At 34.3% G+C, this 16427-nt stretch carries 14 protein-coding genes and 1 tRNA gene; 7 read left to right on the top strand and 8 right to left on the bottom strand.

Annotated elements, in window-relative coordinates:
* Positions 1-23 precede the first annotated feature (23 nt).
* The 4 genes from BW983_RS03480 (at position 24) to BW983_RS03465 (ending at position 3499) form a co-directional block, all read left to right on the top strand.
* Entirely contained in the window at positions 24-938 is a 915-nt protein-coding gene (locus BW983_RS03480; protein ID WP_076549951.1) for a carbohydrate kinase family protein, read from the top strand.
* Positions 889-2145: a sugar MFS transporter gene (locus BW983_RS03475; protein ID WP_228408946.1), complete on the top strand. Its 1257-nt coding sequence runs from the start codon at positions 889-891 to the stop codon at positions 2143-2145. Before BW983_RS03480 ends, BW983_RS03475 begins: the two co-directional genes overlap by 50 nt.
* A gap of 220 nt (positions 2146-2365) precedes the next feature.
* Positions 2366-2581 carry a hypothetical protein gene (locus BW983_RS03470; protein WP_076549949.1) on the top strand — a complete coding sequence of 72 codons (216 nt, stop codon included), beginning with the start codon at positions 2366-2368 and terminating at the stop codon, positions 2579-2581.
* A 72-nt stretch (positions 2582-2653) separates the two neighbouring features.
* Complete coding sequence (locus tag BW983_RS03465) at positions 2654-3499, top strand: sugar phosphate isomerase/epimerase family protein (protein ID WP_228408945.1); 846 nt, start codon at positions 2654-2656, stop codon at positions 3497-3499.
* A gap of 215 nt (positions 3500-3714) precedes the next feature.
* Here the strand turns inward: BW983_RS03465 and BW983_RS03460 are convergent, their stop codons facing one another.
* From BW983_RS03460 to BW983_RS03435, 6 genes are all read right to left on the bottom strand, one after another.
* Positions 3715-4830, bottom strand: coding sequence for a nuclear transport factor 2 family protein (locus BW983_RS03460; protein WP_076549946.1), 1116 nt, complete (start codon positions 4828-4830; stop codon positions 3715-3717).
* 112 nt (positions 4831-4942) lie between these two features.
* Entirely contained in the window at positions 4943-5650 is a 708-nt protein-coding gene (locus BW983_RS03455; RefSeq protein WP_167369953.1) for an AraC family transcriptional regulator, read from the bottom strand.
* Between the two features lie 605 nt (positions 5651-6255).
* Positions 6256-6327: transfer RNA gene (locus BW983_RS03450), tRNA-Arg, on the bottom strand.
* Between the two features lie 76 nt (positions 6328-6403).
* On the bottom strand, positions 6404-8170 hold the full coding sequence (locus BW983_RS03445; RefSeq protein ID WP_076549943.1) for a TonB-dependent receptor: 1767 nt from the start codon (positions 8168-8170) through the stop codon (positions 6404-6406).
* A gap of 30 nt (positions 8171-8200) precedes the next feature.
* Entirely contained in the window at positions 8201-8686 is a 486-nt protein-coding gene (locus BW983_RS03440; RefSeq protein WP_076549941.1) for a hypothetical protein, read from the bottom strand.
* 9 nt (positions 8687-8695) lie between these two features.
* The gene (locus BW983_RS03435) at positions 8696-11659 is read right to left on the bottom strand and encodes a tetratricopeptide repeat protein (RefSeq protein WP_076549940.1); all 2964 of its coding nucleotides are present in this window, start codon (positions 11657-11659) and stop codon (positions 8696-8698) included.
* A gap of 176 nt (positions 11660-11835) precedes the next feature.
* Here BW983_RS03435 and BW983_RS03430 point away from each other — a divergent pair, with 176 nt between their 5' ends.
* Both BW983_RS03430 and BW983_RS03425 read left to right on the top strand, forming a co-directional pair.
* The gene (locus tag BW983_RS03430; RefSeq protein ID WP_076549938.1) at positions 11836-13518 is read left to right on the top strand and encodes an APC family permease; all 1683 of its coding nucleotides are present in this window, start codon (positions 11836-11838) and stop codon (positions 13516-13518) included.
* Between the two features lie 150 nt (positions 13519-13668).
* Positions 13669-14007, top strand: a complete 339-nt coding sequence (locus BW983_RS03425; RefSeq protein WP_076549937.1) for an Mpo1-like protein — start codon at positions 13669-13671, stop codon at positions 14005-14007.
* Between the two features lie 185 nt (positions 14008-14192).
* Here BW983_RS03425 and BW983_RS03420 read toward each other — a convergent pair whose 3' ends face one another.
* The gene (locus BW983_RS03420; protein WP_084184291.1) at positions 14193-14648 is read right to left on the bottom strand and encodes a lipocalin-like domain-containing protein; all 456 of its coding nucleotides are present in this window, start codon (positions 14646-14648) and stop codon (positions 14193-14195) included.
* A complete protein-coding gene (locus BW983_RS03415) occupies positions 14645-15445 on the bottom strand; it encodes a hypothetical protein (protein ID WP_076549935.1) in 801 nt (266 codons plus the stop codon). The genes BW983_RS03420 and BW983_RS03415 overlap by 4 nt, the downstream gene beginning before the upstream one ends.
* 295 nt (positions 15446-15740) lie before the next feature.
* Here BW983_RS03415 and BW983_RS24305 point away from each other — a divergent pair, with 295 nt between their 5' ends.
* Positions 15741-16355, top strand: a complete 615-nt coding sequence (locus tag BW983_RS24305; protein WP_228393926.1) for a DUF4377 domain-containing protein — start codon at positions 15741-15743, stop codon at positions 16353-16355.
* The last annotated feature ends 72 nt before the right edge of the window (positions 16356-16427 follow it).

Below are 16427 nucleotides of genomic sequence, written 5' to 3'. Positions count from 1 at the left end.
TTAACTTAAACGTTTAACCTAATATGAATACAAATAAATTTAACTACGTCGTATGCTTTGGAGAGGTTCTATGGGACATTTTCCCTTCCGGTTCCAGAGCTGGAGGTGCTCCATTTAATGTAGCTTACAATCTTTTTAAAATGGGAATTGATACAAAAATGCTGAGTAGAATCGGGAATGATACATTAGGACAACAGCTTCTCAATCAAATTGATCAGTGGGGAATAACAACAGATTTTATACAGGTAGATCGGGAAAGACCTACAGGAACTGTACTTGCAAATTTCGATGAGCATGGAGAGGCTCAATATGAAATTGTAAAAGAAGTGGCATGGGATTATATTGAGGCTCTTCCTAAACATAAAGAATTGATTCAGAATTCTAAGGCATTTGTTTTTGGAAGTTTAATCGCCAGAAATGAAGTCTCCAAAAAAACATTACTTGAACTTTTGGAACATTCAAAATTCAGAATATTTGATGTTAATTTCCGTCCTCCATTCATTGATTTTGACTTCATAAAGGAACTATTGCATAAAGCCGATCTTGTCAAAATGAATAAAGCAGAACTTAGAACCATTCTGGAATTTCTTGGCGAAGATTATATTGATGAAGATACAAGTATCAGACATCTTCAGAATTATTTTGACCTGAATGAAATCATTCTTACCAAAGGGAGTAAAGGTGCCAGATATTTTGTAGGCAGTACCTCTTATAATTTCCCGGCAGTTCATATTGAGATTGCAGATACAGTAGGAAGTGGAGATTCGTTTCTTGCAGGGTTTCTGTCTAAAAGAATCCAAGGCAGATCACCGGAAGAAATTATGAAACAGGCAACATCATTAGGTGCTTTCATCACTTCAAAATCAGGAGCGTGCCCGGATTACACCTATGAAGAATTTAGAACATTCAGAGAAAATAACTGCTGTAAAACTTCTTAAAACACATACTATGGCTACTCCAAAATTTACAGATAAGAAATATTATATTGTCCTGTCTTTTGTTACCTCTCTATTCTTCTTTTGGGCTATTGCGCTTACTATGGGGGATGTACTTAATAAGCATTTTCAGAATCTTCTTCACATTTCAAAATCAAAATCAGGGCTTGTACAGCTTTCTATTTTTGGTGCGTATGCACTCATGGGAATCCCGGCTGGTATTTTTATGAAAAGATTCGGCTATAAATCGGGTGTCATCTTAGGGCTTTCCCTTTTTGCTTTGGGGGCATTTTTATTTATTCCGGCAGCTGATACTTCTTCCTTTGATTTTTTCAGATTAGCTCTTTTTGTTCTTGCTATGGGAATGGCAACGCTTGAAACTGTGGCACACCCTTTTGTTGCTGCCTTGGGTGATGAAAGAACGAGTGACCAAAGAGTGAATTTCGCTCAGTCTTTTAATGGTTTAGGAGCTATTATTGGTCCTCTTTTGGGTGGTTATTTTATTTTCGGAACTCCAGATTCTGGATCAGGTTCTTTGAATTCTGTAAAAAATCTATATACATGGATTGGCATTGTGATTTTGGTGATCACTATTATTTTCAGTTTCATCAGAGTACCGGATCTCAAAGATTCTCATGCAGAAGACATCCTGATTTTAGAAAATGAAAAAGGTGAAGAAGAATCTATTTCAGATCCTCATGCGCCACTCTATAAACAAAGGCATTTTATATTTGCAGTTATTGCCCAATTTTTCAATATTGCCGCACAAGGCGGGACATGGGCATATTTTATCAATTATGGAGTAGAAAAAATGCACCTTCCTGAAATACAGGCATCCTGTTATTTTTCTTTGAGTATGGCTATGATGATGATTGGAAGATTTATCGGGACCTTCCTGATGAGATTCATTGCTCCCAATAAGCTACTGGCTATATTTACAACATGTAATATTATTCTTTGCTTGGTTATTTCCCAAAGTTTTGGCTGGGTCTCTTTCATAAGTCTTATTTTACTCAACCTTTTCCTGAGCGTAATGTATCCTACAATTTTCAGTCTCGGTCTTAAAAGATTGGGATCAAAGGTCCAGCAAGCTTCCTCATTCCTGGTTATGGCGATGTTTGGAGGAGCTGTTTTCCTCCGATCATGGGTAGAATTGCAGAGAAAGATATCGCCCATGCTTATCTACTTCCTATCCTGTGCTATGCAGTAATTTTGTTGTTTGCATTAAAATTCTATAAGCCTAAAACTCTTAAGTAATTCGTATGAAAATGAAGATTGTATGAGGATGGTGCATTTTACTTGTATGCATCAGCTGGAAAATTAATGTCCAGAATACCATCACCAACAAGAATCTTTCCTTGGGAACAACAGGAAGACAATTAAATCTGAATAATCAGGATCTTTAGGAGGAAGGATGAATCAGGGAGATTATGTTGATTTTTTACAGGCTTTTCATTTTAGTCCTATTAGTTCGCGGTGACAGTACAACAAGTACAAAGATTGATATGTGGGCGAGATTAAGCTTTTATTCCGGCGGAACTTTTCTTGGAAATGTAGATTCAAAATCTAATATAGGGATGATTGTAGCCTTACCGGAAGCTTTTGTAGAGGCAAGAAATATTATGAGACGCGATTGGGATGTATAGGCAGGAGCAAAAATATTCGGGACTTATTTCGAATACAAACAGAATAATGAACTTTTTAAAAATAAAAAAATTATGATGAATATAAAATTAGGAGCTTCCCTACTCTCCTGGATCACTCCGTTATGGAATGCCGAATCAGGAAGATATGCTATAGAAAGAACCGCAGAGACAGGGTTTGATCTCATCGAAATACTGTTGCCAAATTCAATGGACTTTGATGCTGCCACGGTAAAAAAACAGCTCAAAGAAAATCACCTGGAAGCCGTATGTTCATTAAACCTTCCAAAAGATGCCCATATTGCATTTTATCCTGATGTTGCAGAAAAACTCATCAAAAAAGCAATCGATAAAGTTGATGAACTGGAAACGAGTCTATTGGCTGGGGTACTGCATAGCGGGATAGGAGTCTTTACCGGAAAGCCCCTTATGGATAGCGAAAAAGAAATCATCGCCGAAGTATGGTGTAATGTAGCAGATTATGCCCAAGCAAGAACTATAGATATCGCCGTAGAACCTATCAATCGCTATGAATCCTATGTTTGCAATACCGCAGAAAATGTTCTGGAGCTTATTAAAAAGACAGAAAAAAATAATCTCTTTCTTCACCTTGATACTTTTCATATGAATATTGAGGAAAACAATTTTTATGACCCAATTATCAGTGCTGGAAAAAGGCTAAAACATATCCATGTTACAGAATCTCACCGTGGTATGTTGGGAGAAGGAAATGTAAATTGGGAAGCACTTTTCTCTGCGTTAGAAGCAATCAACTTTGAAGGAAATCTGGTTCTTGAAAATTTCAGTTCTTCAGTTCCGGGAATGCAGGAAAAGGTTTCATTATGGCAGAAATCACCTTATAATGCACTGGAACTGGCTGAAGGAAGTCTTGCTTTTTTAAAGAAACATATTGATAAATAATAGTTGATTTTTTTAAAAAACAAACTCGAATTTGACAGAATTGCTTTGCGAACATCTAAAGTATATTTTGGGTCAATCTATATGGTTCATTATACCTCGCTGTTCAAAATCAGGAGACTTTGAGCAGCAGAAGTATAATTTTAAATAAAAGTAAACTTAAATTGTTCAGAAAACGCACTCACGTGAACCTGTACTAGCTGATGAGATGTTTTATCCTAATTATTTTTCTCAATCCATTCAATAATTTTCAGAGCAACGCCATTTGATGATTGAAAATTTTGTCCCGTAATAATTCGACCATCTTGTTCAACATGAGATACATTTCCTTTTGAAAATTTAAAAGCCCCTCCTCTTTCTTCTATGGTCTTCTGAATTAAGAATGGAAAATGTTTAAAATATTCACCATCCTGTTTTTCAAAGGAATCAGGATAGCCACTTATTGTCTTTCCTTGAACTAAGAATTTGCCATTTTTAGTTCTTAAATTAACAATACCTGCTGTTCCATGACATACCGAAGAAATAATACCTTTGTTATCTTCATATACCTGCATCGCGATACGTTGAATGTCTGAATTTTCAGGAACATCATACATAGCACTTCCACCACCAATATAATGAACTGCTTTGTAGCTTTTATAATCAATTTGTTTAGGATTCAAAGTATTTTCTATAGCGTACATAAAGTCTTTGTTGTATAAATATTGTTTTTGTAAGTTATCAGAGGTATTGATATAAGCTAAAGGAATATCACCGCCTTTCGGACTTACAAAATCAACAGTATACCCTGAGTTTACAAAAGTATCATAAGCGTTTACGATTTCAGCAAAACTATTGCCCGTTGAAATTGTAGATTTTCCGTAATAATGAGCATTGGAAACAATGAATAGTATTTTTTTACCTGTTTTATTGCTGGCTTTACTACTTGCTGATTTACTGATTATTTTCCATTTACCTTCAATTTTCTTTAACAAGAACATATCCATAAATTCTTGTTTTTTTTCAGGAATAAGAATCTCGGCTTTTGCTATAGCAATATCATTAAAATATTCTATTGAGATAATTTTTCCTATGCGACCGTTAAATTCTCCTTTATTTCCTCTTTGAAACCAGTTAACATATTCTGAAATGGGAACAATCCATAAAGGTTTTTCTTTGTGGCTTAAAAAAAGATTGGCTTCGGCATAAAAAGCCTTACTAATATGATCAGGCTCATTATAAGATGTACCATTAATATAGTTTTGAATACAATTCTCAATAAAAGATTGTTCCGATTGTGCAAAACATCCATTTGATAGGAATACAAATAAAATTGCGAAAAAGATTTCTTTCATAAACGTTGGATTTTAATGAGTTAAAAACGTTTTGCAAAAATATATTGCTTGCCTTTTAAATCATTCCAAGTTTATCATCATGAAGTACGAATGTATATTTTAGGAGTAAAAATTATGTTTTTTGGTAATTGGAAGGTGTCATTCCGGTGATTTTTTTAAATGAACTATAAAATGTACTGCTCGAATTAAACCCGGATTCAAAACCCACAGCATCTATTTTCAGCTGAGTACTTTCCTTTAATAGTCTTTTTGCTTCATCAATTCGATATTCATTGATGAACTGAGTAAAACTTTTATTCAAATTATCATTAATAAATTGTGATAGTAATTGAGGACGAATATTTAATTCTTTGGCTAAAATGGATAATGTGAGATCAGGATTAGTATAAATTTTTCTTGTTTCAAAAAGTATATTAATTTTTTCCTGAATTTCCTTTACGAGCTTTTCATCTATTTTGTTGATGTATTTTTCTTTATTGGTAACAGGAACTAACGCTTTGTTTTTTGCATAATAAATCAGAAGGAAAGAAATATAAAAGCTGAAAGAAAAAGTCAAAGCCCCAGAAATATAGGAAGTATATCTAGATAAAGTGTAGGAAAGCCAAATGGCAAAAACACCACAAATCACTGATAATATCCAGGTTTCCTGATAACTAATTTGGGTACGATGGGTTACTAATTTCCTGAAAATTTGCCTTGCCTCATAAATAGATAATACAATAAAAATAAACCATTGAATATTTATAAAATAATAAATTATTCTTCTCCATATCTCAGGATTTTCCTTGTATGGAAAAAGAAATCCAAAAATACTTATCATTATAATGATAAAAATGAGACTATATTTTGCAAAAGAATAATTAAGATTTTGTAGTATTGATCTAACAAAAAAATACAATAAAGGACCAATTAAAAAACAAGCTGACAAACCTATTTGTAAATACGTTTTTGACAACTGTGGATTAAAATTATAAAATACAGATTTTCCGATCCTTGTACTTAAAGACAATAATAAAAGCCCTAAAAATACATCAGATATTACTTTATTTCTTTTGAAGAATAAAAAATAAAACCCCAAAATAACACTATTGAAAACACCGATAGCGCTTAAAAAAAATAATATTTGATTGTCAATATTCATTATTTGAAAATAGGTTTTCTTTTGGAATTATTAGTTGTTATCGTTTTTAAATTCGTAATCCGGTTATATTTTTATTACAAATCTTCTTTATGAAACCGATATTCCAAATTTAGCAAAAACTTTTCCCCATTGCTGCTTTCTGATTTAATAATAATTGATTTTCATTTACAGAAACACGTATTATCCATTCAAAATCAATCAATTCTGTGTACAATTCTTCAAAAAAAATAGTATTGGGAACCCAGGGGTATATACAAAAAAAGCCCCTAAAAAAGGAGCTTTTGTGACCGCAGAAGGATTCGAACCCTCACTGTCGGAGCCGAAATCCGAAGTTCTATCCATTAAACTATGCAGCCGTATTCATGAGGAATGAATGATAAGTAATGAGTAATTTCAAAATTACCTATCATTCATTGCTTATTACTTTGTAATTTAGAAAGTGATCTTTACTCCTCCCAGAATCTGAGCACCCAGGACTTTATATCCTTTGTATGTCTGGTACTTTGAGCTTAGAAGATTATTTCCGAGTGCGAAAATACTGAAATTTTTGTGAATTTTATACTCCGCAGAAAGATTTAAATCCGCATAACCACCAACTTTATCGTTAGTATTTTCCGTAGACTGGAAAATCATGTTCGGACCTCCTACTCCTTCGATAGCATAAGAATTTGTTGTTCTGTCACTTGCAAAGATTCCTTTGAAGCCTAACAATAATTTCTTATCCAACATTGTATATTTAGCTCCGATACTTGCATTTAGTAAAGGAACGTTATAAATGTTCTCAAAATTCTTTAAATTATACTTTGTAAACCTTACTTCTCCATCAATCATTAAGTTTTCCAGTGGGAAATACTGTACACTTCCCTTGATATCACTTACATTACCATCATCATATACCGCAGTAAATGTATTGGCAAAATCATAAGCAGAACGGTTAAGAGTATAAACATTGTCAAAAAGGGTATTTGCCTTGAAGAACATAATGTCTTTCATCTTTCCGAAACCTGCAGAGAAGTCATATTTTAAAGTTTCATCGATATCTCCTCTCAAACCTACATAGAAGTGATATTTTGTCTCTGTTGGCTTTAAATACTGATCTGATATAATATACGGATTCGCCTGTAAAAGATCTCCGTAAGTATTTAGTTTAAGACCTCCGTCTACCCCACCATAGAATTTAAATTCTTTAGCAGCTGCAACCTGAAATTCTGCTTGTGGGAACCAATAGGTCTTATTGTTTTTCATTTGTTCCATCTGGATATTGGAATTCTTAGCATTCAGGAAAGAGAATGAAGATCCCAATGTTAAATAAGACTCTCCTTTTCTGAAGGTCACTTTTGGAACTAAGCTGGTATTAAAGAAGTTGGAAGAGTTCTTGTTTCCTATCTCAAAATCTGTTTTTACCGCTTCTAAACCTACTCCCAAATCAGCATTCAGATTGATTCCTGATTTCCCTAATTCTACAGCATGCTTAGAAAGGTTAGCAAGAATGGAAACCTGATTTTCCTGAGCATCAAAATGATCCTTTAAGAACGAAGACTTCACTCTTACATCATTTAAAATCTCATTAGAATAAAAATCGTAGTATCCATTAACCTTAAACTGATTAACCTTTTGCTTCAAATCAACATCTCCTGATGGCTGTAAAGCGTAAATACCGTAGTAATTATAATTATTTAACCCATACTCAGCATTGATATTGAATTTCCCTTTTTCTCCGTAAGAATTAAGGAAAGCTCCAATGGTTGCAGAAGTCTGTTTTGATTTCCAGTCGTAATCTTTTTTAAGACCACTTGTAGAAAGTAAATGAACATCTGCTCCTACTTCAAATTTGTTTTCAAGGGTTTTGGAAACATTTCCGTCCAAAAGGATTTTTCCGTAATTCCCCATTCCAAACTGAACGTAGTTATTCTGAGCTGTTCCTTCAAATTTTGGAGCTACATCTTCTCCCTGGATCGTTGAAGTTTTGAAATCAGAAACCGCAGGAACGTCTGTGATGCTATATTTCACAGGGTTCTGAGACTTTTCTTCCGGCGGATAGTTTTTAATGGTTTCCACAGAAGTTTTCTTCTTTTCAATCTTCTTCACTTCCGGCTCTCGTTTTTTATTAAGAACCAGTTTCTCCTCCTTGATCTGGGAAAACGCCACTGACGAAATCCCTAAAAATAATATGGATAATAATTGAATTTTCTTGTTCATATTTTCTTAATTTGAAAAATATAACGGGATCTATTTATTGGAAGCAATATAACTTCCCAACAATGCTTTCCCTGACTGTTTTGAAAAAGTTTTGCCTATTCTGAATATATTAAACAGCCAAAAGCTTTGATAAACTTGTAAATTGTATTGATTATTTTTCGTTGTATTATTCTCAGCAATATCATAGCTGTAAGAAACATCATAAGGAAATACAGATGGTAGCAGACCTACTGTAATCACACTCCCAATAATGGGATTTCCACACGAAGGAGTATAAATTTTCATTGGATGTAATGTTAATTTCGCTGCATTTGTACTGTCCTCTACAACTTCATAAATATTGGAATGCTTTAAAATCTTATATTCTTTCGTAAGTTCTTTATTCGCAACAAAAACCTTTTGCTTAGGAAAATCTGCCTTTGCTTTCCTGTATTCTTTAGAAGTTACACTATAAGCAGGAATACAACTCCATAATGAAGCCGAAACCAAAAAAGAATATGTTACAACTTTAAACATTTCCCTGATTTATTTTTTAATCTGTTTTTTAACCTCTTTTGCCTCTGCAACAATTTCAGGGAAATCCTTATAGTTTGCAATAATCTGGTCACATGTATAACTTGCCTGGTAATTATCCTTCAGCCCGATATAGTTCTTAGCCATCAATACCAATGCCTTGGCACCCCAAAACTCTTCAGATGCATAGTTATTGGCAAGTTTAAAGATCGTCTCATTGGAAGACTTGAACGCTTTTCCTTTATTCTGATAATAAGCTTTTGCATATAATGCTTCCGCTGCTACAGAAGTATTGGATGATTTTTCAAGAGAAGTATAAGCAGTCTGAGCATCTTTATCTTTTCCTGAATTCATCAAGCTTCTCGCCTTAATTACTTTCGCTGTTTCAATAACAGCTGCGGAATTTTTAGAGTTTGCTATCACTGCATTGGCAAGCTTTTCAGCTTCAGAGAAGTTCTTTTCTTCTGCATACAATTTCATCAGCTCAACGTTTGTATAGTTTTTAATGCTGATATTGGAAGAGTTTCTAATCCCTTCAAGATATTTCTTAGCCTCAGTAGTGTTTCCTTGTGCAATAAAGATTTGAGCCAGACGAGTCTGAGCATCATCCTGATAATCGTTCTGTATTCCTGCTACTTCCTGTAACACAAGAAGTGCTTTTGTTGAATTATTGGTTTGATAATAACTTTCCCCAAGCTCGTATTTAGCCTGATAAAGTCCTTCTCCTGTTGGATTTTGAGTCAGGTACTTTTCATAGTAAGAAATAGCATTCTTGTAGTCTTTCTTCGCGAAATACTGTTTCCCGGTAGAAAGGTTGATCTCATCTATTTCGGAAGCATCCACATTTACACCAATATTTCTCGCAAAGTTTTCATATCCTGAAACATCTCCGTTTTTCGTGAAAATAGGTTTTGCAGCCTGAACGATTTTTGAAGCGTACGCTGTATTTTTATATTGTTCGCCTAAAGATTTCAGTTCAGAAAGAGCCTTGTCATTCTGGTTCTGATCAATAAAATTCTGTGCTCTGTAAATAGATGCATTAGCAATCAGGTCTTTGTCTGAAGAACCTTTAATCACTTTTCCGAAGTAATCATTGGAGTTCGCAAAATCATCCTGAGCTGCATAAGCAGTTCCTATTTCATATTGAGCATCATCATAATATTCAGAGCTTGGATATTTTGATAAAAGATTTTTAAGGTTATTGATTTTTGCCTGAGTATCTCCTTTAAATCCTAAAGCCATTGCTTTTTGATATAAAGTATAGTCTGTAGCGTCTTCATTTTTATCATAGATAGCAATTGCTTCGTTCAGATCATTGTTGGCATAATGAATATCTGCTAAACGAAGTTCTGCATCATTTTTAAACTCTGGTTTTGGATTGGCAAGGTACTGCTTAAAATATGTTGCCGCCTGATCGAACTTTTTAGCCTTGAAATAAGCATATCCTAAATCATAAGGCAACTGCTGTTTTTCAGGGAAAGTTTCATTAAGAAGTTTTTCATAACGAGCAATCGCAGACGGATAGTTACCTTTCTGGTAATATACCTGAGCCAGCCAATACAAAGCTCTGCTATTGAATTCTTTATTAATATTAAAGCCTAAACTTCTTAAGAAATATTTTTCAGCTTCATCATAATTTCCTTTGTTGAACTCTTCTGTTCCCAAAAGGTAAGAAACTTCCTGATCCACTTTATTGATGTCAGGAGTTGAACTTTGCAATTTGTCGATTGCGTTCAATGTTTCCTTATAGTTCCCGGAATACAAGTATGATTTTACTAATAATGATCTCATTTCCGAAGCATTGGCTGCATTCTGATCATTATTAATATAGTTTTGAATAACTGATGAAGGATTTTCAAACGGGTTACCGATATCATATCCTAATTTCGCATACTGTTCATGAGCAAGTCTTTTCACTTTTGCATCATAATCCATCTGATAAGAAGAACGGAATGCAGAAAGTGCTTCCTGCTTTTTATCAACAGCTAAATATGCATTTCCTAATTGATAGTAAGCATTCTGCGCCAATGCAGAATTACTGTTAAGAAGCTGATTATAATAAGAAACGGCTTCATCATATTTTTTAAGCTGAGCCGCTACAAATCCCATTTCATAAAGGTCATTTTCAGAAGGATTCTGCTGTACACTCAGATAATCCTTTAAGTGGGGATAAGCTGAAGTATAATCATTCTTCATGAAATAACTTTCTCCAATGATCTTGTGAACCTCAGCTTTATAGGATTCTGAAATATTTTCATTTAACAATGCGTTTCCTTCAGAGATTGCTTTATCATAATTCTTATCATTATAATACATCTGTACATAGTAAGGACGTACTAATTTTGAGAATTTATCCTGATCTTTAACAGAATCAAAATATTGGAAAGCCTTATCATTCTGCCTGTTGCTATAGTACAAATGTCCAAGCATATAAGCAATATCTCCTTTTTGAGACTGATCAGCCGTTTTATAAGCCTCCTCAAGAGCATCGGTAGCCCCTTTGGAGTCTCCCATCATAAACTTGGCGTATCCCAATTTCAGAATATACTGAGTATTCTCTTCTTTTGAAAGCTGGTATTGATTCACCTTCTTCAGAGTTTCCAAAGCCTTGTCAAAGTCTTTTTTTGCTAAATAGTAATCAGCCAAAGGAAGATTAGCCTGCGCAAAATAAGCAGAATTCGGATATTCTTTCATAAAAGCTGTTAATCCTTCCTCAGCGTGATTTTTTTGGAGAATAACTCCGATCACATTGTCAAAAAACTGAGCCGCTTCCTTTTTCGAACGAGACAGATTCTGATTGTAGAAATATTGTCTTGCGTATTCGTATTGGGAAGCGTTGTATATTTTTGTCTGGTAAAGATTTTCAGCTAGATTGAATCTATAATTTTCTTTCTGTGTAAAATATTGGGACTGTTGGGCATCGGTAATTCCGAAGTAAATAACAGCAGCCGCTAAAAGTATTTTTTTTGATTTCATTCTTCTTGATATAAGAAAATTAGTCTAAATATATCAACGAAAGTATTGAAAACTTATTGCTTAAACAAGTCTGTGAAGGGAGTTTAAGGAAAAATATAGAAAATTTAGCTATTTTTTAACATACTTTTGTAATTATCATTACATTTGTTTTTTTTCAAATCAAATATAGTTATTGAATGAGTCAACTTTTTAGAAGAAAAATCTATTCGGATACAGATACGTCAACAGGGCTTTTAAGAGTTTTAGGTGTATGGGACATTGTATTTTTTGGTATTGCGGCGATAATAGGAGCAGGAAGTTTTAGTAGTTTGGGAGAAGCCGTTTTCAGAGGTGGTCCCGGTGTTATCCTTCTATATTTGATTTGTGGTTTTGCCTGTGGATTTACAGCTTTATGCTATGCTGAATTTGCCAGCAGAATCCCTACAGCAGGCTCTGCGTATACGTATGCTTATGCCAGTTTCGGGGAACTTATTGCCTGGATCATCGGCTGGGCACTGATTATGGAATATTCCTTTGGAAACATCTACGTTGCCTTTTCCTGGTCCGATTATTTCACCAGTTTTCTGGGACGTTTGGGAATGCATATTCCAGATTATCTAACTTGTAGTTATACAGAAGCGAAAAAAGCCTTTTTAAATGGCTCTGAGAATAAAGAACTCTTAAATGCTTGGAAAAACGCACCATTAATCGGGAACTTAAAATTTATTGTAGATGTTCCAGCCTTGGTTATTAATGGTTTAATTACATGGCTTTGCTACGTGGGTGTAAAGGAAAGCAAAAACTTCAATAACTCTCTGGTAATCTTGAAATTGGGAGTAATTCTATTGGTTATTTTAGTTGGTTTCTCTTATATCAATACAGAGAACTGGACACCAATAAGCCCGGTAACAGGAAGCCCTTCATTCATGCCAAATGGCTTTACGGGAGTCATGAGTGCCGTATCAGGAGTTTTCTTTGCTTATATAGGTTTTGATGCCTTAAGTGTACTTTCAGAAGAAACAAAAGACCCACAAAAGACTTTACCTAAAGGGATGATCATTTCTCTTGTATTATGTACAGTGATCTATATTGCTCTTACATTGGTATTAACAGGTATGGTAGATTACAGAAAATTTGATGGTGTGGGAGATCCGCTTTCTTTTATCTTTGAAAAGACCAATGCCAATGTTGCGTGGATGGAACTTGTAGTTTCATTTGTGGCGATTGTAGCGATTACCACTGTATTACTGGTGTTTCAGATGGGACAGCCAAGAATCTGGTACGCAATGAGCCGTGACGGATTAATGCCTCAGAAATTCCTTAAAATTCATCCAAAATATAAAACGCCTTCCTTTGCAACTATCGTTACAGGGATTGTAGTGGGTATTCCAATTTTATTCACGGATAAAACGTTCATCCTTGACTTTACAAGTATCGGAACTATTTTCGCTTTTGTATTGGTATGTGCGGGAGTTCTTGTACTTCCTGCAAAAGAAAAGATCAAAGGGAGATTTCACCTGCCTTACATCAATGGTAAGTTTATCTTCCCTATTGTTTTCATCGGTGGGTTGATTGCTTTCTACTTCTGGCAGCCGGAATTCTTCCAAACACTAATGAACTGGGGAGATCCTAAAGAAGGTGAGTTCAGAGCATCCATATTCTTCTTCATTATCCTTAACCTGATTATGTGCGGAGTGACTTTTGTAAAGAACCTTTCCTTGATTCCATTAGTAGGTTTAAGCTCATGTTTATACCTTCTTACAGGGATGAGCCATGAAAACTGGTTCTGGTTTGGAATGTGGTTCCTGATCGGAATGGTCATCTACTTCTTCTATGGTTATAAGAACAGTAAACTTGGGAAAGAGTTAAAAAATAATTAAAGCATAATTGCTTACCTCAAAAGGGCAAAACTGCAAAAAGTGAATATTGATTTATCTTTTTACAGTTTTGCCCTTTTTGCTTTTTATACATTTAGAAAATCGGCAGAGTTATTGCTGTAACTCACAGATAAACACCAAACTAACACCACCATGTCTGAAAGAATTAAAACTTACAGTGAATTTTATCAGTTCTACCTTACAGAACACAGTAAAACCGGAACCAGAATTTTCCACTTTATCGGTACGCTTCTCGTATTTGTAGTCATAGGATATGTTATCAGCTCAGGAAAAGAAAGATTTCTATGGTATATCCCAATTGTAGGCTATGGATTCGCATGGTTTAGTCATGCCGTTATTGAAAAAAACAAACCTGCCACATTCAAATATCCGCTATGGTCTTTAATTTCTGATTTCAGGTTGTTTTTTGAGCTTTTAATTGGTAAGCAGAAGTTTAAAGATAGAAATAAGCAACCTCAAGAGCTACATTAATTTATTCTCTTGAGATTGCTTAAACTTATTCACAATAACTGTTATTGAAAGGAATTTATGATATTTGTGTTTAATTCAAAACATTAAGAATAAGCTTCATTACCAAAGCAAGAGATCATTTAATCTTCCCTCTTTTTAATCCTTAATGGTTTAAAATATATCTTATTATGAAGTTAGAATAGTTTCTAGTAAGCTTCTAGCACATCATAATAAATTGTATTTAACATCTTTTCCAAATTTGGATCTTTATCTTTAATCGGTTGAGGAATATAACTGGTAAAAGTAATCGTTTTATCACTATTCAAAGTGACCTCCACCTCATCAATGATTGTATCTTTATTTATATAAAACTGAATTCTGTTATCTACAATTTTCCAGAACGATAGAGAAGGTTCAGTAGGAATACAGTTTCCCACACTTCCTTCTATACGGTTATATATTGCAAAGCCATCTTCTCTTATTGTATAATTTCTCATTAAAAGGCAGTTATCAAAATCTTTCTTCTCTTTCTTTTTACCTTCATAAAAGCCTGATTCTTTTAATTTCCAAAATCCTACAACATCTTCTTTTTTAAGCTTCTGTGCACTCCCAAACGAAGCACACATTAAAACCAAGACTGAGGAAAGTACAATTCTCATCATTTCTTCTTTTTATTGTTATTATTGCTTTTTTTAACCTCTTTGTCCATTTCCTCCCCAAAATCAATCAATCCTTTGGATAAAGTTGATGCTGCATCTCCATGCTTCTCCCCTTCACTCCAAACTGCAAAAGCTTTTTCTCGAAGTCCTAAAAGATAATAATAACTTCCTAAAACATTATATCCTTCGGTATCTCCTAAACTTATTATTCTCTTGGAAAGCTGTATCAATTCCGGATGTGGTTTTAGTTTCTTCTCTTTAACTTTTTCCGGACCGCTTAAAACCCCAGGAGTATATTTCATCATTTTTAATCCGAACGTATTCAGACATGCTTTAGCCAACCCTTGATTACAAAAGCTTTCACTTGTAATAAGAAGGTCGTCGGAAAGTAAAGCATCAAAACCTGTTATATTCTTGATTTTATCGTAATACCCAGCAAGCAGAGCCGCTTTTTTTTGAGATGCTACAGGATTTTTTCTGTTATTAACCTCATTATCATTCTTTTTACGAATCCAGACACCATCTTTCACCCAATTGGAAATACCAATCAGTTTGTTTTTCTTGATTTTAAAAATAAACACATCCTTATCTGGAAATACAATCAAGCTATCATTTCTGGTAAAATACTGTCCATTAGACATTCCTCCTACCATTCTTCCGTTTCCATCAAAATTAAACGAGTGATAAAGTGTTTTGTCTCCCTGTTCCTCGAAATATCCCTGCAAAGCATTGTCTGTTTTTTGAGCAAACATGCTACCGGTTACAAAAACAACAGAAATTAATACGATTATTTTTTTCATCAATTCAAATTCATTTTTCTTTCCTTTAAAATATAAACTCCGGAAGCCTCAATCATACTCTTTAATTTTACTGTAAAACTGAATATAATTTGGAATCTTTTCTGTCTTTATAATTTACTGACCTCCAATATTTCTGAACCACATATCATTATATTGAATATATTATTCCCCCTGACTTCGTTGATTGGAAACGCCAAATTAAATGATTAAAAAACTAAAAAACAATACCGGAAATCCGCTAATTCGGAAAAACTTCGGCATGGTAATTGCGAGGTATGGTTTTAAAATCAAGTTTATGAAAAGTATAGCAACAATTCTAAAAGGGGCAGCGCCTGCATTAGCATTATTTGCAATGACACAATGTACAACTACTGCCGGGGTATCCGCAGCTGATGAAAAAACATTCATCGTAGGACCACAAACAGCAGACTGTACAGGAGTAGCTCCGATGAAATGTCTGCAGGTAAAAGAAAAGGCATCGGAAGACTGGACCAACTTCTACACAAACATTGAAGGATTTACTTACGAACCGGGATACGAATATGTATTAAAGGTAAAAACAGAAAAAATCGCCAATCCACCAGCTGATGGTTCGTCGATCAAATACACATTGGTAAAGCAGGTTTCCAAAACTAAAAAAGAAGGAATCGCAGCGAATGAAAAAACGCTTATCATAGGTGCTGAAACCTTAGATTGCTCAGCAGGAGCTGGACGTATGAAATGTATGCAGGTGAAAGAAAATGCTTCTGATAACTGGACAAATTTCTACAGCAATATCGAAGGATTTACTTATGAGCCAGGATACGAATATGTTCTGAAAGTAAAAACAGAAAAGATCGCTAATCCACCGGCAGATGCTTCTTCTATTAAGTATACATTGGTAGAACAGGTTTCTAAAACAAAGAAATAGAAATAAAAAAGCTTCAGAAATATCTGAAGCTTTTGTTTTATAGAATAGAAGTTAATATAAGGTTGAAAATAC

Source organism: Chryseobacterium ureilyticum (assembly GCF_900156735.1).
In the GTDB taxonomy this organism is placed as follows: Bacteria; Bacteroidota; Bacteroidia; order Flavobacteriales; family Weeksellaceae; genus Chryseobacterium; species Chryseobacterium ureilyticum.
The sequence above is the reverse complement of the archived record's forward strand: the minus strand, read 5'-3'. Positions and strand labels throughout refer to the sequence as shown.